General features: G+C 38.5%; 16 protein-coding genes. 10 read left to right on the forward strand and 6 right to left on the reverse strand.

Annotated elements, in window-relative coordinates; translation table 11 throughout:
• Positions 1-683 precede the first annotated feature (683 nt).
• The 3 genes from ACM03V_RS31420 to ACM03V_RS31430 form a co-directional block, all read right to left on the reverse strand.
• A complete protein-coding gene (locus ACM03V_RS31420) occupies positions 684-2,873 on the reverse strand; it encodes a tetratricopeptide repeat protein (protein WP_414624735.1) in 2,190 nt (729 codons plus the stop codon).
• 64 nt (positions 2,874-2,937) lie between these two features.
• A complete protein-coding gene (locus tag ACM03V_RS31425; RefSeq protein ID WP_414624736.1) occupies positions 2,938-3,717 on the reverse strand; it encodes a PP2C family serine/threonine-protein phosphatase in 780 nt (259 codons plus the stop codon).
• Between the two features lie 44 nt (positions 3,718-3,761).
• Positions 3,762-4,436, reverse strand: a complete 675-nt coding sequence (locus ACM03V_RS31430) for a vWA domain-containing protein (protein WP_414624737.1) — start codon at positions 4,434-4,436, stop codon at positions 3,762-3,764.
• Between the two features lie 611 nt (positions 4,437-5,047).
• Here ACM03V_RS31430 and ACM03V_RS31435 point away from each other — a divergent pair.
• From ACM03V_RS31435 to ACM03V_RS31460, 6 genes are all read left to right on the forward strand, one after another.
• Entirely contained in the window at positions 5,048-6,484 is a 1,437-nt protein-coding gene (locus ACM03V_RS31435) for a response regulator (RefSeq protein WP_414624738.1), read from the forward strand.
• A gap of 93 nt (positions 6,485-6,577) precedes the next feature.
• Positions 6,578-6,940 carry a response regulator transcription factor gene (locus ACM03V_RS31440; protein ID WP_414624739.1) on the forward strand — a complete coding sequence of 121 codons (363 nt, stop codon included), beginning with the start codon at positions 6,578-6,580 and terminating at the stop codon, positions 6,938-6,940.
• A 592-nt stretch (positions 6,941-7,532) separates the two neighbouring features.
• Positions 7,533-9,971 (forward strand): phenylalanine--tRNA ligase subunit beta, encoded by a 2,439-nt coding sequence (gene pheT / locus ACM03V_RS31445; RefSeq protein WP_414624740.1) that lies wholly within the window; start codon positions 7,533-7,535, stop codon positions 9,969-9,971.
• A 75-nt stretch (positions 9,972-10,046) separates the two neighbouring features.
• Positions 10,047-10,316, forward strand: coding sequence for a YciI family protein (locus ACM03V_RS31450; RefSeq protein ID WP_414624741.1), 270 nt, complete (start codon positions 10,047-10,049; stop codon positions 10,314-10,316).
• A gap of 202 nt (positions 10,317-10,518) precedes the next feature.
• The gene (locus ACM03V_RS31455; protein WP_414624742.1) at positions 10,519-10,896 is read left to right on the forward strand and encodes an element excision factor XisH family protein; all 378 of its coding nucleotides are present in this window, start codon (positions 10,519-10,521) and stop codon (positions 10,894-10,896) included.
• Positions 10,884-11,219, forward strand: coding sequence for a XisI protein (locus ACM03V_RS31460; protein ID WP_414624743.1), 336 nt, complete (start codon positions 10,884-10,886; stop codon positions 11,217-11,219). Before ACM03V_RS31455 ends, ACM03V_RS31460 begins: the two co-directional genes overlap by 13 nt.
• 42 nt (positions 11,220-11,261) lie before the next feature.
• On the opposite strand, the gene ACM03V_RS31465 is transcribed toward ACM03V_RS31460, so the two are convergent.
• Positions 11,262-14,189, reverse strand: a complete 2,928-nt coding sequence (locus ACM03V_RS31465) for an NACHT domain-containing protein (protein ID WP_414624744.1) — start codon at positions 14,187-14,189, stop codon at positions 11,262-11,264.
• Positions 14,190-14,318: 129 nt separating this feature from the next.
• Positions 14,319-16,775, reverse strand: coding sequence for a hypothetical protein (locus tag ACM03V_RS31470; protein ID WP_414624745.1), 2,457 nt, complete (start codon positions 16,773-16,775; stop codon positions 14,319-14,321).
• 220 nt (positions 16,776-16,995) lie between these two features.
• Here ACM03V_RS31470 and ACM03V_RS31475 point away from each other — a divergent pair, with 220 nt between their 5' ends.
• The 4 genes from ACM03V_RS31475 to ACM03V_RS31490 all read left to right on the forward strand — a co-directional run bounded on the left by ACM03V_RS31475 (position 16,996) and on the right by ACM03V_RS31490 (position 18,605).
• Positions 16,996-17,199 carry a type II toxin-antitoxin system HicB family antitoxin gene (locus ACM03V_RS31475; RefSeq protein ID WP_414624746.1) on the forward strand — a complete coding sequence of 68 codons (204 nt, stop codon included), beginning with the start codon at positions 16,996-16,998 and terminating at the stop codon, positions 17,197-17,199.
• Positions 17,200-17,240: 41 nt separating this feature from the next.
• Positions 17,241-17,864, forward strand: a complete 624-nt coding sequence (locus ACM03V_RS31480) for a restriction endonuclease subunit R (protein ID WP_414624747.1) — start codon at positions 17,241-17,243, stop codon at positions 17,862-17,864.
• 164 nt (positions 17,865-18,028) lie between these two features.
• Positions 18,029-18,259: a CopG family transcriptional regulator gene (locus tag ACM03V_RS31485; protein ID WP_414624748.1), complete on the forward strand. Its 231-nt coding sequence runs from the start codon at positions 18,029-18,031 to the stop codon at positions 18,257-18,259.
• Entirely contained in the window at positions 18,246-18,605 is a 360-nt protein-coding gene (locus ACM03V_RS31490; protein ID WP_414624749.1) for a type II toxin-antitoxin system PemK/MazF family toxin, read from the forward strand. The genes ACM03V_RS31485 and ACM03V_RS31490 overlap by 14 nt, the downstream gene beginning before the upstream one ends.
• Positions 18,606-18,674: 69 nt before the next feature.
• Here ACM03V_RS31490 and ACM03V_RS31495 read toward each other — a convergent pair.
• Positions 18,675-20,892: ATP-binding protein (locus ACM03V_RS31495; RefSeq protein WP_414624750.1), on the reverse strand; the 2,218-nt coding region annotated here is incomplete at its 5' end.

Genomic DNA, 20,892 nt, shown 5'->3' on the forward strand with positions numbered 1-20,892 from the left:
TCTGGTAGGTTGAACAACTGAATATTTATTCTTTACTCTTATTCGAGACAACCTATCAAGCATAATTATTATATTGATTACAAAAGCTTTTAGTACTTTAGTTTTGTTTACATTATGGATTCGTGATTTATTCTTACTATACGAGTTATGTGGCACAGAGAAGCAGTCGATACAGCATGAGGGCGCGATCGCAACGCATTCACTCTTCAATATATCTGGCAATAAACAACAGAAAATCAAAGAAAACCGTGAATTAAGCTAGCTTAGTTAAATAAGTAATATTACATAAGAAGTATAAAAAAAATTACATTTAAAACGATATAACTTACGCAATCGCAACGAAGCGTATAGCGTGTCCCCTAAGAAGCATAAAATTAAGGATTCCACAGCGAACCGATTACCCCCAACCCCCGCGCTAATTTGGGGGGCTTTGCGGGCCGTCTTAAAAGTTTGATCGCACTGGGTAGATTAAACCTAAAAATTAATCAGCGCGGATGCAATATAAAATCGCATCCGCGCTTAATATGTAAATTAAACTGTTTTTGACTTATGTGGTGGAGTACTAGTACAAGTCGGCGTAAATAAGGCAACCATTAAAAATAGCTGAAAAGCCTAGAAAATCAAACTTCTTACTTCTTACTTCCGCGAAGCGGTACTAGTAATAAGCATTCGGACATTAATTGTTATTGGTCTATCACACTTGTTTTTTGAAATAAGGTATCGCATTTGTTGTCAACAACAACGCAGATGCTGCTAAGTGCTTGCTGGTAATTATCCATATCATCTTTTTCCAGGGAAATTTTAGCCGCTTTTTGCAAATCTTCTATTGCTTGCTGACGATATACATTGGACTGTCCTCCGCCATATTGTGCTAGTTCGTAACGAACTAAACCCCGCTTTAGATAAACTTTTGGCAATTTAGAATTCAGATCCAATGCTTGATTAAAATCCTCCAGAGCTTTTTTGTATTCTTGCTCGAAGTTACTGCTGTATTGAGCTAATTGATAGCGAACTAAACCTCTTTGATAAAAAGCTTCTGGTCTAGAGGAATTAATTTGTAATGCTTGATTAAAGTCGTCAATTGCTCTTAAATAATCTTTCTGAGAATCGCCGCTGAATTTTGCTATTTGAGAACGGACGATACCTCGTCTAATGTAGGCTTCTACCTCGTCACGGTCAATTCTTAACGCGTGATTGTAGTCGTCAATTGCCAATTTATATTCTTTATCGGGGTCGCTGCTATATTCGGCGAGCATATAACGAACATTACCACGATTGACAAGAGCTTTTATTGCCTTTGGATTTAATTTAAGAGCATGAGTGTAATCTGTAAGGGCTGCTTCATATTCTTTAAGGTTATAGTGCGAATTGCCGCGATTTACGTAAGCTTTGGGACTATCGGGATTTTTTTGTATTGCTTGAGCAAAACTAGCAATGGCTTCTTCGTATTTTTTCCCTTTGTAGGCAGCACGACCTTCTTTGTAATAATCTGTAAAGTTGCTTTTGTTCTCGGCTGGTTTGGAAGTTATTAAAGTTTGTTGAGCGTATTGGTTTTCTTCAACGTTGGATGCTGTAAATTTAGTAACTATATCTAAATAGCCCAATGTCAAGAAGCCCAGCAAACATAAAATGACTGGATAAAATTTTGGCTTATTGTTTGGCTGATAGTAAGAAATCTTTCTACCGACTGGCGAATGACGCTGCGGACTAACGTATCTCGATGTAGGTACCGTCGTAGCAGCAGTTCTTCTTCTTGGAGTTGTAGTTGTACGTCGCCGCTTCGCCGGTCTGGGACGAGGTTTTAAGTGTTTCTTGCTTGCAACATCTTCAATTGATGGAAAAGGATCTCTTCCACCTAATTTTGCACTACGTTCGCACCAAGGACATTTATGTAGGTGGTTGCTGTAAAGATGTTGCGGATTTTTCTGACAAGTACGTAGGGCATCTTCTGCTTCAGCTAAAGCCAACAGCCACGTTTGAGCGTTCGGACGAATATTTGGGTTGTTATGACCATCTTCAAAACAACGTACAAAAAGTTGTTGCAAGGTAGGATGAAGAATCTCCCAAGATGGTGCAATAGGTGTAGGACTATAAGGTACGCGCTGATTCACGCTGTAGGTAAAGTGCCCGCTCGCAATACGGGCTTCATATGGTGGCGGTTCGCCTACACTCTGGTAGATTCCAGAAAACGGATGAGTACCTTCCATCAAAAGTTGGAATATCAGTACCCCTAAACCAAATAAGTCATGGGGAGTAGCGCGATCGTACTCGGAAAATGTTTTGTTTTGTAGTTCTGGAGGAGTAAATTCGGGTTTACCTACAGGAGTACGATAAACGATATTAGTTTTTGGATCGCGAACTTGAAACGAATCGGTATCTACAATAGTCACCAATGCCGTATCGCTAACTAAAATGTTCGATTCGTTAACATCACCAACGCAATATCCAGATTGGTGCAAAGCAGCAAACGCCGCAGCCAAGTTACGAGCAGTGCGTATGAGATACTGATAGTTGAATAAAGGACAGTGTTGACGGCGAGTTCTTGGGTTATAAAAATCGATCGCCGGACGCATCCCCCGAATGCGCGGCATCATAAAACCAATAATATTATTACTACCGTCTGCGGCCCGAATTAGTTCGGAAGGCCAAGCAATAGAAATATGTCCTAAAGATGCTGTAGGATTTTCCGGAGGGTTAAGCACCATCACTTCCAGCTTACTAGCCTTTTCCGCATCAGGCTTATGGTAAACTTTGGCGACGGTTTGAGCATCTGAAGGTACTGTGTAGATGCACGCTTCACCACCACGCCCCAAGCTTACGCTAAGGTCGATCGGCACAGTTTTTTGATTGGGAAGACAGTGTAGTACCTGCATTTTTAAATTAGACTTTTATTGTTTAAATTTGACTGCGGTTCGATAGCATCGGCTTTTTAATTGATTAATCGCTTAATGCTGCTATTATTAAAGTCAGATCGTCATCGGTACGTTGAGTAATTTTATCGGAACGCAAAAATTTCACTAGCTGTTCTTTTGCCCCTTTCAACTCTTCGGCATTAGCTACAAAGTCAAATAAAGGTAGGAAAAACGGCTTGTGCGGTAAACCTACAGACATATTAATCGCCAACATTTGCAGCCCATCAGTAAGAAGTGCAATATTGGTAATACCCTGTCTCCATACATTTACCTGTACTGAATCTAATGCCGTAGGTGAAGTCAAAAAGCTAGTTTCATTAATATATTCGCCGCTATCGGGAACCGTTAAAGCTGTTAAATTTCCCATATTATCTTTAGCGACTGCTACACCATCTCCTATTTGAGCCACAACAGCGACTACAGGTGTCGCTACCACAACAATTAAAGTTGTCGCTAAATCTTTGGGTGGTCTATTTGAAGCAATAGCTTCTTCCTCAACTGCTGTTTTTGCAGCTAAGATTGCTTCACTCAATAGCGACTTTGCCGAGTTATCTTGATCTAGGGTATCTCGATTTATTTGCTTGAGAGATATATTCTCAATCGCTGCTTCTACAGCAACCATTGCTCCTACCTTTCCCAAGCTAGCACTGCCAGCACCATCTGCTGCGGCTGCCACCAATATATTATCTGGCAGCATTTCCCAGTGGTGAGCATCTTGACAAAGTTGAGAATTCCTCACGTGACTGGTTCCGCAAACCGAAGCACCTACTACCCTCCAACGAAGCTGTTGTATTGAGCTGTTCATATTAACAATGTTTCGGGCTGTTTAATTGCTGTACTTGCACTATATTAAACAGAACCCCAACCAATTGGTGGCAAGGCAACTTGTTCGTCTACTTTTGAATGAGAAACTGCTGACATACTAGCAGATAACCATACAAACATTTCAACAAAATTCAGTCCATTCAATTTTAAGGGGGTACGCACGGCTAATTGACTTAAGCGCGTCATGTTAGCATTTTCGACTCCTACGGAGAAAAAAGCAACACGTTTACTTGTTTCATCACCCTGCAACCGCCGCGATGCCTGCTCTATAGCTTCATCGAGTTCTCCTTGTGGTTCGCCATCTGTAATCATAAATATCCAAGGGCGATAGTAAGCAACACCGTTAGAACGGTATTGAGCTTTACGCTCTTGAATCAAATCTAAAGATTTGTGAATGCCAGCACCCATAGTAGTTAATCCTTGGGCTGTTAATATAGGCGGAGTAAATTGGTCGGCTGTCACAAAATCTTGTACTACGTTGATATTACTATCAAAGGTAACAATAGATACTTCAACTCTCCTCGATGCTAATGGATTTTTGGTTAATTCATCCTTAAAACTAAGTAAGCCTTGATTTAATGCTTCTATTGGCGCTCCTTGCATCGAGCCAGATGTATCTAATAACAGTACGCATGGACAACGAGGTTCCGGGTTCTCCGCGAAATCAACTACTTCGTCTAGTCTTAAGGTATCGGACATAACTTTGAGTGTTATATTAAATTTCTAAGGTTTGATTTTCGGTTGTACAAAGTATATAGTTTAAGGCCTTAAAGAAACCATAATTGTGGCACTTTAGACAATGAATATTTTCATAAAGGTTCGCAAATTACTAATGCATTATTACTTATAAAGTTCAACATATCTTTACTATTATTTAGCTAAATCATAAGCATTTTTATGAATTTCGGATTAACGACGCTAAGCGCGATTATGGGTTTATATACATAATAAATCTAGAATACAATAAATTCGTAGTTATGCATACGTGGAAACTTAAAGATTAGATGTAGAAAAAACCCTTATTGGATGAGCATAGTAAAGGATTAGAAAATATCTTTTATTAACAAGAGAGTTAATTAACTCATATCCTTAAAGGAATAGTAACATTTTGTTTAGTGTATTAAATATACGGGTATTCTTAAAATAAATGTAACAATTTAACTGTGATGTAATATTTTTTGCTGGTAATATGTCCATGTTAGAAGAGGACAAATTGATTCATACAGAATATCCACTATGCATATACTTAATGCCGGTTAAATTGATGTTTACAAATATTTTGTCTTATTTACTGTAATTTTCTATCCTATATGAATAATTTTGCGACTTTCACAAAATTGCCTCCTTTAAGTTTGTTAAGACACTTATCTAGTTGCTTCGAGAACACTTGTTTACAAGTTCAAAGTCATTCGGTTAACTGGTGGATTTACTTAGAAGAAGGAAAAATAGCTTATGCAACTCATTCTATAGAACCTTTTGATCGACTGGAGCGTCATCTACGTCGGCTTTCGGTTCAAATTCCCGCTTTAACCAGCGAAATTCGCGTGCAGTTACGCATGATGTTTGAACCAGATTCGCAGCGTTTGTCAGATAAAACTGTAGAAGATACGCAAGAATCAATATCCCCGACTCAGCCTTCAGATTATCAAGCAATTTGTTGGTTAGTTACTCAAAAATATTTGAATCCAACACAAGCGGCTGTACTAATTCAAGAGTTAGTTAAAGAAGTAATTGAATCATTTCTATTAATCAAAAAAGGGACTTACGAATTTCACAAACATTTAATTTTATCTCCGAAAATTTGCCGACTTGATGCCGATAAATTATTATCATTTTCTCAAGATAGATTGCAATCTTGGCACAATTTTAATCCACAAATTACTTCTCCATTTCAACGTCCCTATCTGTGGATTAATACAAAAACCCAAGTACAGAAAATCTCAGAAGTTCAGCCGAATTTACTCAATTGGATGAAGGGTTTTAGTTTGCGCCATCTTGCTGTAATCATGAATCAAGATGAACTTCAACTAGCAAGAAGTTTATACCCCCATATCCAAAGTGGGGCAATTTTACTACACGAACCAGATCCACCATTCGATAAGCTGCCTAAAACTGATATTCTGTTATATAAAACTCCTACAAAGGTAAGGCAACGCAATATTAAAGAAGTCGCTGACACAACGAATTTAAAAGAAACATTACCACAAACAAATACTAAACAAAAACAAGCTGTTCCCCTTCCAAAGCAGAAATTACCTGTTAACAAAGTAACAATTGCTCCTGTTACCCAACTTGCTTCTCCTCCTACAGAAAAAGTTGAAAAAGAAATCAAGCCTTCAAAGATTAAAGCTGCTCCTCCTGCCGAAACCTTACCACCACAGAAAGTTTACAAAATTGTTTCCGTAGATGATAGTCCAGTAATGCTCAAAGAAATTAGTCGTTTTTTAGAAGACGAAAGTTTCTCTGTTGTTACTATCGATAATCCTCTTAAGGCAGTAATGTCAATTATTCGACATCAGCCAGATTTAATTTTATTAGATTTAAACATGGAAGGAATTGATGGTTATGAATTGTGTCGGATCATACGAAACAACTCTAAATTTAAGAATACTCCTATTGTTATGGTTACGGGAAGTAAAGGATTTGTAGACAAAGTAAAAGCGAGATTAGTAGGAGCTAGTGGCTATTTAACTAAACCTTTTACTCGGGCGGATTTACTCAAAATGGTGTTTATGCATTTAACTTGATTTGTTTGGGCAATATCAGTTATAAAGTCGTGGCAACTCAGCTATCAATGACTCGTCAACGCGACTACTAAATATAAATAGTGAGGAAACAGCATGGCTACAGTTTTAGTTGTTGAAGACACTCCTTCTCAGCTGGAGTTGATGAGCATTTTTTTGGAAGAAGCTGGGTATAGGGTTCTTCGAGCAACTAATGCTAAAGACGGCTTAGAGAAAGCACTACTGTATCAGCCAGATGCGATTATTACAGATGTAGTAATGCCGGGAATGAGTGGTTTTGAATTTTGCCGTAAGTTAAAAAGAGATTTCAATACGAAAAAAATACCGCTTATTTTTTGTAGTTCCAAAAACAAAGATATTGACCGCATCTGGGGAATAAGACAAGGAGCGGATTTTTACCTGACAAAACCTTTCACCAAACAGCAATTAGTTGGTGCGCTGAAATTAATTATTATTTAATAATTTCACTGAACTAATATTATTCTACAGTGTATCTACCTAAAATTCAACTTTACTTTCCCAGTGAGTTAACAAAGTTTAACGCTTATTTTTTTGTCACGATTTTAAAATTGATTACTTTTATAACTTTGGCTGAGTTATCCTGCCCATAAATGTGATATGTAAATAAAATTGTGTTTTATTATATACATTCAAATCCCTTGATTTATTTTGATGAAATTGAAGTTTTAAACGATTGATACTTGATATAGTCTTCGCTTAATCACTCTGCCTTAATTAATTGAACATTTTGTTTAGGGAGGGAGTAGGCTCCAGCTTATATAACCCAATAGTAATTATATAAATATAGTAAATAACCCAGAAACCCGGCTTTGTCAAAAAAAACGGCTTTCTAAGTAGTGATTTAATTTTTGCAACACCTGTTTCTCATTCTGCGGATATTTTATGCAATGCGTTCAAGCAGAAGGCGCTATATTAACAACTTAAAAACCGACTTAGCCAATTCCTGATTGCTAATACTCCATTCCCATTTAAAATAGTCTGTGCGTGTTTATTCAATCGCTATTTTTAATCGCATAATCAAAAATATTCCATGCGTATATCTTTAAATTGGTTAGAGGAATTTGTAGAGTTACATTTAAGCCCGGAAGACCTAGCAGAAACACTGACGATGGCAGGGTTTGAAGTCGAAGAGATTGAAGACCGTCGCACTTGGGCTGATGGGGTTGTAATCGGGAAAGTTGTCGCACGCGAACAACATCCAAATGCTGATAAATTAAGCGTTTGCCAGGTTGATGTCGGGGAAGATGAAAATTTGAATATTGTCTGCGGCGCTGCTAATGTTCGTGCAGACATATATGTGCCAGTTGCAACCGTAGGTACTTACTTACCAAACAAAGATTTAAAGATTAAACCCGCTAAATTACGCGGGGTACCTTCCCAAGGAATGATTTGTTCCTTGGAAGAATTGGGTTTACCCACCGATGTAGATGGAATTCATATTTTTTCTGGGGAAAATATCAAAATAGGTGATGATGTTCGTCCGCTATTAGGTTTAGACGATGTAATTTTAGATGTCACCGCTACCGCAAATCGCGCCGATGCTTTGAGCATGGTAGGGATAGCGCGGGAAGTAGCGGCGATAACTGGGGCTGAGCTAAAAATTCCCCTGCCAGAAGAAGTATCGGTTTCTCAAGGTGCCCTCAAATTAGGTATCAAAATTGATGAGACTAAAGCTTGTCCTGCATACATTGGCACGGTTATTGAAGCAGTTAAAATCGCTCCTTCTCCCGACTGGTTGCAGCAAAGGTTATTAGCTGCGGGAGTTAGACCAATTAGCAACATAGTTGATATTACTAACTATGTGATGTTGGAATGGGGACAGCCGTTACACGCATTTGATCGCACGCGACTGCAAAATATTGCCGGTAGCGAGGATATTAGTATTGGGGTGCGATTTGCGAATAACGGTGAATCGTTCAAAACCTTGGATGGGAAAACCCGCAGTTTATCAACTCAAAATTTATTGATTACCGTTAACAATAAACCCATAGCTTTAGCAGGAGTCATGGGTGGAGAGGAAAGCGAAGTTCATGACGGCACCGAAAGCTTAATTTTAGAAGCGGCGTTGTTTGATAATGCCGTTATTCGTCGTTCATCTCGCAGCGTCGGTTTGAGAAGCGAATCCTCTACCAGATACGAACGAGGAGTAAATCACGCCGAGTTGGAAATCGCTTGTCGTCGGGCTTTATCTTTGATCGTAGAAATTGCTGGTGGTACCTTAAAAACTCAAGAAACTTCCGATACCCGTGCCGACGTTTCAACTTGGACTCGTTCAATTGAATTGCGTTTAGATCGAGTTAATCAGATACTTGGGCCTGTAGACTTAGGGGAAGAAGAAACCGGAGAAATTAAAAGCAAAGATGTTGAGCGGATTTTAACCGCTTTGGGGTGTCGGTTAACAGTTTCCGGTGATGGAACTTGGGCTGTTAACGTACCGGCATATCGCTACGGCGACTTAGAGCGAGAAATTGATTTAATTGAAGAAATCGCTCGTTTGTACGGTTACGACAACCTTTGCGATACTTTGCCGGAAAAGCCGGAAGTAGGTTACTTACCGGTAGATCAAGAATTAATTCGCAAATTACGAGCCGCATTCCGCGCTACCGGATTAACAGAATTAATGCACTACTCCTTGGTTAAACCGGGAGAAGACAGACAGGTGGTTTTAAGTAATCCCTTGTTTGCAGAATATTCAGCATTACGAACCGATTTGATCTCTGGTTTAATTGATGCATTTCAATACAACATCCAACAAGGAAACGGTGCTTGTAACGGTTTTGAAATCGGACGAATTTTCTGGCAAGAAGAAGATGGTTTTCAAGAAGCAGAAGCCGCAGGAGGAATCATCGGAGGTGATATTACTTCCAGCAAGTGGATGAGCGGAGGTAGTCAAAAATCCATAAGTTGGTTTGAAGCCAAAGGTGTTTTAGAAAGCGTCTTTAAAGTTATGGGATTGCAGGTAGAATATCAGCCAGATAGACGTGACGATCGCCTACATCCGGGGCGTACCGCTTCGCTTTGGGTGGGAGGAAACCGATTGGGGGTATTTGGACAAGTGCATCCCCAACTTCGTAGCGAAAAAGATTTACCAGATGATGTCTATGTATTTCAACTAGACTTAGAAGTTCTTTTGGATGCCATTGATGAAGATGAAGTATTGACACCCAAATTCAAAAATTATTCTACCTATCCACCATCCGATCGAGATATCGCCTTCTTTGCACCCGTTAATTTGACAGTCGCCGACATTGAAAAAACCATAGTCAAAGCCGGTAAAAATTTATTAGATTCCGTCCAACTATTTGACGAATATCGCGGCGAAAACGTACCCGAAGGACAAAGAAGTTTAGCATTTCGGTTAATTTATCGTTTAGGCGATCGCACTCTTACCGATGCAGATGTAGAACCAGTACATCAAAAAGTTCGAGATACTTTGGTGGAAAAATTTGGAGTAAGTTTAAGAAGCTAAACAATTATCAATTATCAATGACCAAAAAGATTGATAATTGATAATTGTTCACTGATAATTGTTCACAGAAAAATCATGACTAAATACATAATGTGGGGCAGCTACTGCGAGAACGTTTTAGAAAAACGCGCTCCTTATCGTCAAGAGCATTTGGATGGATTAAAAAAACAGAAAGAAGATGGTATTTTGGTTACAATTGGCCCGACAAAGGATGGTACTCAAGTTTTTGGAATTTACGAAGCTGCTGATGAAGCGACGGTTCGTAAATTAGTAGAAAACGATCCTTATTGGAAAAATGGAATTTGGACTGAGTATTTTGTGAAAGAGTGGGTACAGGCTTTTTAAAAGGTTTGTAGTTGCGCTTCAGCGCTTCCGAATTCCGAAACATGAGGCGCTATGAACGCAGTTTTCTCGCAAAGTAGCGCTACTACGAACAAAAAAATTACTTAATACTTTAGGTTGAGCATTAAAATAATCGAATATTATTAATATATTTTTTAGTTAATCTGATTTAAACCCATATGCATTCCTCAAAGGAGTCTCTTAAATGCCTGCCAAAGATATTTATCATGATACGGTGATAACTGTTCTTAAAAAAGAAGGGTGGGTAATTACTGACGACCCCTTAAAGCTAAAATGGGGATTAAGAGAATTATTTGTAGATTTAGGAGCAAGTAAACTTCTTGCAGCCCAAAAAGGTGAGCAAAAGATAGCGGTTGAAATCAAAAGTTTTGTGAAAATTTCACCTGTAAGAGATTTAGAAGAAGCTTTAGGACAATATATTCTCTATCGAAATATTTTAGAAGAAACTGAACCCTCACGCCAAATATATTTAGGAATTCGTAATCTTGTTATACAAAAAAAATCTCTACGATTGCTTGTATTTGATTCAGAAAAGGAGGTTATTGTTCAATGGATAAATTAACGAAGTATCGTCAAATAATTCAAAAAATATTGACTGAATACGCTGCAATTCCTTATTCTTATGGTGACTTAGAATATAAGCTAATTATTAGCCAAGATTGTAATAACTTTGTGCTGATGACGATGGGCTGGGAAAATGGCGCAAGGGCACATGGTTGTTTGATTCATATAGATATCATAGATAATAAAATTTGGATTCAACGGGATGGAACTGAAGATGGGATTGGTAACGATTTAGTCAAAGCTGGAATTCCTAAAGATGATATTGTTCCAGGTTTTCATCCTCCCGAGCTTAGAAAGTATGTTGAATATGCAGTTAATTAATGTTTGTTAAAACTGAAGATCAATTTATTGTCTTAGCAATTATTACCCTTTCCCATTCCAAGCTCGATAAAAATCCCCATAATTCATTTTCTCGGCACAATACCACAGCAGTTTATAACAGTGTTTAGATTCTTCTAAATTCACTTCGTTAACTTCTTCATAAAAACAATCTTTCAACGATGCAATTAATTTCGGCATTTGCTCGTTATCAAGAATCTTCTTTAAATCTTCTGCGGCATTTTTTCTGTCAGAATCTTTTTGTGCTGACTTAAGCAAGTTTACTAAAGTATTAAAAGCAAGCTGATTGTCTGGTTCTAATTTCGCTAAACTAAAAGCCCTACGTCTTTTACTATCGTCGTTTTTTGCAGATTCGATTCCTTCAACTAAAGCTGCAATTGCTTTATCATTATTTCTAGATTTATTCTTTGAGTTTCGCCGTGTTGGTTTATCCTCTTTCTTCGTTTTATTACTTAATGCAATTACGGTAAAAGCAAGTTGATTTTCTGGAGCAAGAGTTAATAAATTTTCTGCTGCATATTGCTTTTGCTGTTTATTTATTGATGAAGTAATGATTTTTTCTAAAGTTGAAATAGCAATTTGATTTTCTGGTTGGCATTTACCCAAACTAAACGCTGCTTTTCTGCGAATAGATTCTTTTTTGGTTGATTGAATAATGTTAATTAAAGCAGTTATGGCGATAGAGTTTCCTGGCTCAACTTTCGCTAAACTATCTGCTGCTTGCAAACGAAAGCTTTCATGGTAAAAAGATGTAATAATTTGTTCTAATGTGGAAATTGCGATTTTGTTGCCTGGATCGAAGAAATTTCCTAAACTATAAGCTGCATTCCAGGTATCGAAATCGCTTTGACTCGATGCAATAAACTCTTCTAAAGCAGTAATAGCACAATTGCGATCGGTTTTTAACAAGCTAACTCGCGCACCTTCCGCAATTGGCGAAGGATATCTCCACCATTTTTGCTGTGTAGAATGAAAACAACCAAAGCGCCATTTTATCAATTGTTTTAAAATTGGTTCGCATAAAGAACAATCTGCAAATTCGGCGATTCCTTCCGCTGCTAAAAAATAAGCTTGGTAACTATAAAATCCACCGCAACCGTCTTTAAATTCGATTAAATACTTGATAAATTCTTCTTTACTTGCTTGCGGTACATCATCCCTACCAAACCACAGTAGAATTACTTCTCGCCATTGGTACTCGAAGATTGGGGGATGGGGAGAGGGGGGAGAATTTATGAAGAATTGCCAATCTTCAATTGCTAATGCTGCGAAGTATTCTTGAAATGTTGGATGGTAAAAGGCGTATACTTTTTCACCTTGGGCTTCTGATATTCCTACTTGATTGAGCCAGCCTAACTGTAGTGCTAATTGAAACAAGCCTTCTTCGGGTACGCCTAATACTTCGCATACAAAACGATGTCTAAGACGGAACTTAGTTTTCTCGTTGGCGATCGCCATTAATGCGAGTTTGCCTAATGCTTGATTTAACTGGCTTCTCTGGGTTGATGTGGTGGGGAATCTATCTTGTTTCCATTCGTAAATTGCTTCTACAAATTTTTCGTAGAGCATGGCTTTAGTATTGGGTAAACCACCGCGTCTTAATCCCCAAATCCGACATAATAAAGCTAATCGCAAAGGGTTTTTAACGGCATCGCGAATCCTTCTGCGTGGGGGTTGTTCTAATTCAGTTCGCAGATTTTCGCCTAATTGTAGATTCTCCTGAAACCAACAACTGATAAATTTTCCCATCAAATCTGAATTATTAGGATTGCCGTAAGTAAAATTCAGGTTGCGGAAAGTATCAAAATCTGACAAAGCATTTTTTCCAGCATCCCAAACATTTAAGCGACAGGTAACAATAACCGCCGCATCTGCTACCCAACCTTTGAGATAGTCAGCAATTTTACTTAAAGATAAACTTGATTCTATTGCCATTTCATCCACAGCATCCAGCAGCAACCATACCTTTCCTTGGTTAAACTGTTCGCAAAACGAATCTTCTATTTCTGGGGAAATCTTGCGTTTACGAGTAGCCGCTTTCAACCAATCTTCAATCAAATAATCTTCTAAACTTTTTCCCTGTAAATCCGCAAGAGAAATCCAAATTGGTAAAAATTCCGTATTATCGGTTAACCAGGTGGCAATTTTTTGTAAAAGCGTCGTTTTACCCGCACCAGGTTCACCTAAAATAGCAATACGACTACTTTCTTTTGATTCCAACTGTTGTAAAAACTGATCTAAAGTGAAAGTTTCGCTAACATCACCATCTTCCGACTCGTATAGCTGCGAACCCTTTCCTGGATGAACATCACCACCACGTCTTTCACGGCGTGAGCGCTTCACCAAACCCAACGGTACGTAAACTTCATCTAGCGCAAAACTTACACCATCCGCACTTGTCAGGGGATTGGTTGTTAATCGTCGGTGATTATCTGCTTCTAAGCTTTGACGACAAATTTCGATCCAGTTAAGAGAGAGGGAGGAGGGGGGAGAGGGGGTAGAGGGGGTAGAGGGGGTAGAAAAATTCACCTTGTCCCCTTGTCCTTTTCTCAACTCCCATTCCGCATCAAATTTTTCTAAATTAGCTTCCGTTTCCCAGCGAGAGTACCAAAGATTCAAGGTAAAATGCCAATTTTCCGAACCCCCACGAGTTGCGCGATTGTCTTCGAGAATTTCTAGAAAATCTGTAAACCGTTTAAGTGCTTCTTTAATTTGTTCGGCTTTTAAAGGAATTTCATTACCTTGCAAACCCGTTAATTCTTGCAAAAACCGTACCTTAGTTCTGATAACCAACCGTTTTTCTGTTAACCAGCGAACTTGAATATGGGAACGTATTGCATCAACTACAACTTCATTACATACATCGAACTCATCGTTAGCATAAGCCAAAAGTGACTCTAGCAAACGCTTCGCTCGTTTCTGAACTTGTAAACCATAGCTAATTCGGGCCATTGAAACAGGTTAAAGGTTAAAGGTTAAAGGTTAAAGGTCAAAGGTTATGATTTATAACTCCTACCTCTTAAATCCTAACTCTAACTCTTCATTCTTAATTCTTCACTCCTAACTCCTAATTCCTAACTCCTAACTGTTTATTACTTCCTTAATCACATCACTCATCGGATGTTGTTCGTCATTAAAATCCAATGATATTTCACATCTAGTCAACGGAAACGGTTCTAACATTTTGCCATTTTCCCAACTTTCCAAACGCCACCACAAGGTTTGAACTATTATTTCTTTACCATCTATTATTTCAAAAGTTATTTCACCAAGGTTATTTAAACCAACAATTTCCGTACCGTATTTTGTTTTACTCAGATATTCGCGATAGTTTTTCGCCATTGATAAGTATTTTTCTAAAGCTGGTTTGCGGTTTTCTCCCGGTAATGGAGCAATTACAGAAGTCGCTTCTTGGTTTTCAATTTTTGGTTTTTCTAATCCTTCGTATTTTGATGCGAGGAAATCAATTCGATACCACCACTCTGGTTTTTTAGTAATTTCTAATTTCCGAAAACTATTTCTTTGTTTAACTAAATCAATTATTCCGGGAATACCTTTAATTTTTAAAGGAGTAAGTTGAAATATATCTTCGACAAGCAGACTCATATTACCAACATTTACTTCTTTATCTTGTTGATTTTCCCATCCTAATACTTCTGCTGTTGGTAAATCGCTATTTACTTTAATAGGAATAAAACCTTGTCTGTGTGCGGAATGGCTACCACCTATACCCGCGACTTCATTTTTAAACGAACTACTAGTTAATTGAGCAATTACTAATTCGCAGTTAACAGATTCGGGACTTTCAAAAGGATGTGTTGCCGAATATTGCAAACGCGCACCAAAACCATAGTGAACGTCACCGGATAAAAATACTACACGACTTTTGGAATTAGGTAATGCTCGTAATGCCAATCTAGCAATCATTCTTTCAAAAGCCGTTTTATTTAATGCCCAAGCCTCAGTATCAAAACCCCAAGCTGCATTACCAATTTTCTCGTAAACTTTTTTGGCGATTTTTTGCAGGTTTTCTATATAAGGTACTCCGATAAAAGGACTGGGAGAAATAACAAAACTAATTTCAATATCATCTTTACGCACTTGCTTTGTTATTTGTTCGTCGTAACCTTCCTTACTAATAAGTGCGGGAAAATCAAAATCTTTGCCAGGGAATTCTCGCCAAGTGCGCGTATCGAGTACTATCACTTCATAACCGGGGCCATTAACAATATAATGCCAAGTTAAAGCTGCATCGGAATGAGGTAATTTTTGCGAGTTTTGTTGAATATCTGCAACGCTAAATAAACCAATTCGTTTAGTAATCTGTTCGGAGAATATTTTATTTGTACCACCACCAACACTCCAAGCCACAGCAGCTTTGAGTAATTCCTCACCATTCGTATTTTTTTCAAACTGTTCCGGTGTATTACCCCAAGCCTGACAAATAGCACCAGCCAGCATACCATTTTGCAAAATCCGCTTGCCCAAAGGTTTATCGAGAATACGGGAACACCAAGCCATATTCAAATACCAATCATCGGTGATTTCATGGTCGTCGAATATCATATAGGTAGGAATATTCGCTAAAGCACGTCTCACACTTTTGAGAGTTGACCAAAATTCTTTAATATATTCAACTTCTTTTTCGTAAGCTTTTCTCTGATCATTTTTAGCTTCGCAATGTTCCGAATTCACATCATTAAAATCGGGAAATAATTCAGCATCAACCCACAAGACATCACTCCAAGCAAATAAATGCATCGCCAAATATTCGCCAAAGGTAAATAAATGACTTTTCGCAATATTAGTTAAGTTATTTAATTTACCAATACTTGCCGTCAAACCAGCCGTTTTAGTCGCTAAATTATTGCGTTTTCCCGGATTTAATTCCTGTTTATTTTCAACCCCAGGTAATTTTTCAGACCATCCCAAAAGCGTTTCACTCGCATCCATCAACATAAAAAGTAATACATCAGCGACATCATCGGCATAGATTTGATCGCCAGTTAAAAACAGTTGATGCGGTCGTTTTTTTGGTTCTATTTGTAGCGCCTCTTTTATCATCTTATCCACAGCAGCAAGCGCATCTAAGCTTTCACCGTGGGGTTTGCGACAAGAACCGTGAATAATGCGTAAATCTTTTAAATTGCTTGGAGGTAAAGCAAAAGAAGGCAATGTATATTGAGGATAAGTAATATCTTTAAGGGAACCAGCCGCAGTTAATATACCAGGACTGCTAAGTAATTCTCCATTACCAAAATGTAAATCGTAGAGATAATTTTCACCATTAATAAGTATATTTGATGAAGTTTTAGCAGTCACAGCAACAACGTGTAAATTAATGCCAATTCTTGCCGTAGTTCTAGTACTTTCAAATAAGAAATTATGGTTTTTATCAAATATTGTAAGAGTGACATGACGATTTGCTTTTAAAGCCACCCATACAGTTACAGAATCGGGTTCGGTACGTCGTAAAATTGGTCCAGCAAGAACTAAAGGTAGTTCATTAATGCGTTCTCTTAATGGTATCCATCCCATCTAACTTTTGTCCCATCAACAGCTTCCTTTTATTGTTATAACGGTTTTGAGTTAAGAAGGGATGTTTGATTGGGAATTTTCGGCGATTATTTTTTGGGGGTAGGATTTTTGATTAGGGGAAAATACCTGGCGGTTGAAACCAGGATTGTGGCGCTTTTGAAGCCTTTCATCTGTTGCAAATGTTAGCATAATTGGGTATCAGTAAAGAAAACCAAAGTCGATGAAAATAAAAGCAATTATTCATCCAGCAGAAGAAGGTGGTTATTGGGCTGAAGTTCCAGCGCTCCCCGGTTGTATCACTGAAGGTGAAACTCGGGAAGAAGTATTAATTAATTTAAAAGATGCAATAGAAGGTTGGTTGGAAGTTGCAAATAGTAGTCACCAACTAGAATCAAATGCTCAAATTGTCGAGATTGCGGTATGAAATCAATCTCTGGTAAAAGCCTCACATAAATAATTAAACCTATGGCAATCCTCCAAAGTAAAAACTTATCAATAGGAGATATCCACCGTCTTTTCGGCTATCAAAGGCAATACAATGATTCATTCACATCATTGTTATCGTTAGAGCTTTTAAGCGAATTTGAAAGACAAGAACTTTTACAAATTCGCACGGATTTTGATAATTACATTATAGAAAGTAAAGTATTAGAAGGATTAGTAAAAGCGTTAACAGTTTTTCCGTTAATGCGATTAGCTGGCTTTTATCGCTCTCCTATTAAAATGGCTTTAGAAGAAAATATTGCCGATATAGTTATTGAAGACGAAGATACAAAAGTTACAGGTAGGCTGGATATTTTAGCTATTAATAAAGCAAAATCATATTTTTGGGTTTTAGTGATTGAATCTAAGAATAGTGAAGTTGCTGTATCGGCTGGTTTACCGCAATTGCTTACTTACGCATATGAATGCTTACAACATCAAAAATCAGTTTGGGGTTTGACTACTAACGGAAGAGAATATCAATTTGTGTACATTCAACAGGGAAATCCTCCGATATATCAGTTAATGCCATCATTAAATTTGATGGAATCCGAGCGAGCGGTTGAGTTGTTGCAGGTTTTGAAAGCGATTTGTGAGTTGGGTTGAGATCAAAACTGGTTCCCAGCAAGAGACTGGGAACCCATTATCTAAAGGCTCTGCCTTCAAAATACCTGGTGGTTGAAACCGCTGCTACACAAGCGAAACCCGGATGGTGCGCGGGTTAAGAATATCGTGGTAAGATAATTCAGTCATATATTTGAGTAAGACTGATGCAGAAAGTCACAATCACTTTAGAAGATGACATCTTACAATTTGTAGATTCTCAGTCAAAAGGTAATCGTAGCGCCTATATAAACGCACTTTTAGCAGAATATCGTCGTCGTAATTTAGAATCACAAATGATTACCGCTCTACAAGAGGATGCCCAAGACTCAGAGTATCAAGCTGAAATTGCTGCTTGGGATGCTGTTGTAGGAGATGGGATTAATGCCCCAGAATAATTTGACTTACCGACGAGGAGAAATTCGGTGGGTAAAACTCGATCCAACAGTAGGGGCTGAAGCGCAAAAAACACGCCCTTGTCTAATAGTTCAAAATGACATCATGAACCAATATGGGCTATTAACTATTGTGATGCCTTTTCGACCCGGAAGTAAAGAAGCTCCTTATATAGTGAATGTTAAACCAACTCCTGCAAATGGATTAGATAAAGAACGTTTTATAGATGTAGGGCAAATTCGTTCTGTAGATCATCATCGTATTTTAGGTAAGCTTGGTGAATTAGAGGAAGAATACTGGGAATCTATTCGCACTGCATTAAATATAGTTACGGGATTTGGATTGTAAGCCTTTAATAGAATTTGAACCGCAACAACTTTATCGTTTGAGTTAAATTTAGGTTTTACGCGAGATTAATTACTGCATCAACCAACGGCGAAACAATTCCACAATAATACGCCATTGTCCTTGAGTTTCTGCAATAACATCATGACGCTGTAAAGTATCGATTGCTGTTTGTAAAGTTGCTTTATCAAAACCTTCTTGAGAAACTTCTTTGATCGCATCCTCATAATTCAATCCTTCTGGATGCGGTGCAAGTACCTTCAGTACAGCTTGTTGTCCTTCTGCACCCTGCTTTGCTTGACTCCAAACCCCTTCAAAATAGTAGCGTCCCCGCTTAAAAAACTCAGTATTATTAACAACTGCTTCCACATCTTCCACCGTGAAAACTGCGTCGCGTTTACGTCCTAATTCAAAAACTTGATCGTTGTAGTGGCGAACTAGCACAAAGCCGATTAATTGCACTAAATAAGGTTGTCCGTGGGTGAATTCGTATATTTTATCTAATGCTTCTGGTTTGTAGTCGAGAAGGAATTCTTCTGTATTTTCTAAATCTTCGTTATTAATATTTGGGTTTATTAAAGAAGGATTAGCAAGAATTTGACGGGTAACAGCACGCTCCATAAAACCCACGTGAATGGGAATAACGCTAGCGAAAAAGGGCTGAAAATAATCTGCTGTCATCTCCTCCAAAGTATGCAAACCTGCAAAAGCAAAAGCAACTTGAGAATTCATTTGCAATAATCCCCGCAGATAACCAAGAAAATTTTCAGAAATTTTTCCTGCTGCAATTAATTCTTCGATTTTCTCAAACTCATCAATAGCGATAATTAAACCCCGTAAAGACGTTGCATGGAAAGTCTCTACAACCTGTTTCAAATATCTTTTAAAAGTAATTTCGGGAAGCTTGAGTAATTTATCGTCATCGGGAGGTGGAACATTAACTGCTTCGGAAACAGCATCACATATTACCATCAACACTTCCCCAACTCCCTCGGAAATGTTGCCAGAATTTAACATATTGACGTAGGCTACCCGCACCCCCGAGCCTACAGAGTTAGCAGCATTGCGTAAAATCGAAGTTTTACCCATGCGTCTGTGACCGTAAATTACCACAGATTGTAATTGCTCGCCCATCACCCATAATTCTTCAAGCTGCCTCATCACCTCTTCCCTTCCGACGAATTTTTCTCCAATAACTGGATCGCCGATAATGTACGGATTGCGGACAGGTTTAGTGATGGAAACTTCCCCAACTTCACCAGCAATTTGCAGTAAAGCTTTTTGCCAAGTTTGGGCTATATCAATAATGAGTTCTCTTTCTGCTTCGGGTAGGGTTTTGGAATTATTTAAGATGTTGGTGAGTTCTCCCAAAGCGCGGTTAAGTGAAAAAGAACGGGTTGCGCGGGATACGCTGCGCTTTACAACTTGAATATCTTCCACAACGCGGTGCAAATTTGAAATTGCCTTCCAAGTTGTTGGGCGTAAAAAGTTTTCCTGCGACGATTGTAGAGACCTTATATGTAAATTATCTATAGGAATTCTGGCAATATCATCAAAATCTTTTGTTCCTTGAAAAACTGTCAGAGCTTTGGCAAGGGCGTACATCTCTTCGCCATAAAGGAGAGGACGTACTACTGCAAAAGCTTCTTCTGCTTTAGCTGGTTTTTTTTCGTGGAGATACCAAAAACCCGCAGCAGATGCGTGAGCCTTTGTATCTAATCGAGTTTCCACTCTCAAAGGAGGAGAAAATGGATCTTTGAAATTGCGAATGAATAAAAAGTCTCTTAAGAGTTGTTTTGTTAAAGAAGCGGAAGCGAAACCGACTAACTTCCAATCAAAAGGTGCTTCAGCTAACTGAGAGACACGATAAATAATTTGTTCGGCAGAAGTTTTAGCAAGTACTTGATTAACAGCTTTGACAGCAGGGATAAATTGCAAGGTATATGCAAGCAGTTGGTTAATGTTTTTCAAACCTGTTTCCCAATCCTGTTCCAGCCATTTTCTTAAGCGAACAGAAAGAGAAGGTATGGGTAGTAAAGTAATGCGTAAAGAAACTAAGCTACTTTTTTGCAGGTATCGAATATTGAAGAATAAACCAATAAACCAACTGTCTGCACGGAGAACCGCCATGCCTAAAGCCACGCCAAAAGCCACGCCAAAAGTCACGCCAAAAGCCACGCCAAAAGCCACGCCACTTGCCACGCCAAAAGCCACGCCAAAAGCCACGCCAAAAGCCACGCCACTTGCCACGCCACTTGCCACGCCAAAAGCCACGCCACTTGCCACGCCA

The sequence above is a fragment of the Calothrix sp. CCY 0018 genome, from assembly GCF_963920925.1.
Classification (GTDB): domain Bacteria; phylum Cyanobacteriota; class Cyanobacteriia; order Cyanobacteriales; family Nostocaceae; genus Rivularia.

Excerpts from the sequence above, each read along its gene's own strand:
- ACM03V_RS31420 (WP_414624735.1), bottom strand. The coding sequence starts at position 2,873 with ATGCAGGTACTACACTGTCTTCCCAATCAAAAAACTGTGCCGATCGAC.
- ACM03V_RS31425 (WP_414624736.1), bottom strand. The coding sequence starts at position 3,717 with ATGAACAGCTCAATACAACAGCTTCGTTGGAGGGTAGTAGGTGCTTCG.
- ACM03V_RS31430 (WP_414624737.1), bottom strand. The coding sequence starts at position 4,436 with ATGTCCGATACCTTAAGACTAGACGAAGTAGTTGATTTCGCGGAGAAC.
- ACM03V_RS31435 (WP_414624738.1), top strand. The coding sequence starts at position 5,048 with ATGAATAATTTTGCGACTTTCACAAAATTGCCTCCTTTAAGTTTGTTA.
- ACM03V_RS31440 (WP_414624739.1), top strand. The coding sequence starts at position 6,578 with ATGGCTACAGTTTTAGTTGTTGAAGACACTCCTTCTCAGCTGGAGTTG.
- pheT (WP_414624740.1), top strand. The coding sequence starts at position 7,533 with ATGCGTATATCTTTAAATTGGTTAGAGGAATTTGTAGAGTTACATTTA.
- ACM03V_RS31450 (WP_414624741.1), top strand. The coding sequence starts at position 10,047 with ATGACTAAATACATAATGTGGGGCAGCTACTGCGAGAACGTTTTAGAA.
- ACM03V_RS31455 (WP_414624742.1), top strand. The coding sequence starts at position 10,519 with ATGCCTGCCAAAGATATTTATCATGATACGGTGATAACTGTTCTTAAA.
- ACM03V_RS31460 (WP_414624743.1), top strand. The coding sequence starts at position 10,884 with ATGGATAAATTAACGAAGTATCGTCAAATAATTCAAAAAATATTGACT.
- ACM03V_RS31465 (WP_414624744.1), bottom strand. The coding sequence starts at position 14,189 with ATGGCCCGAATTAGCTATGGTTTACAAGTTCAGAAACGAGCGAAGCGT.
- ACM03V_RS31470 (WP_414624745.1), bottom strand. The coding sequence starts at position 16,775 with ATGGGATGGATACCATTAAGAGAACGCATTAATGAACTACCTTTAGTT.
- ACM03V_RS31475 (WP_414624746.1), top strand. The coding sequence starts at position 16,996 with ATGAAAATAAAAGCAATTATTCATCCAGCAGAAGAAGGTGGTTATTGG.
- ACM03V_RS31480 (WP_414624747.1), top strand. The coding sequence starts at position 17,241 with ATGGCAATCCTCCAAAGTAAAAACTTATCAATAGGAGATATCCACCGT.
- ACM03V_RS31485 (WP_414624748.1), top strand. The coding sequence starts at position 18,029 with ATGCAGAAAGTCACAATCACTTTAGAAGATGACATCTTACAATTTGTA.
- ACM03V_RS31490 (WP_414624749.1), top strand. The coding sequence starts at position 18,246 with ATGCCCCAGAATAATTTGACTTACCGACGAGGAGAAATTCGGTGGGTA.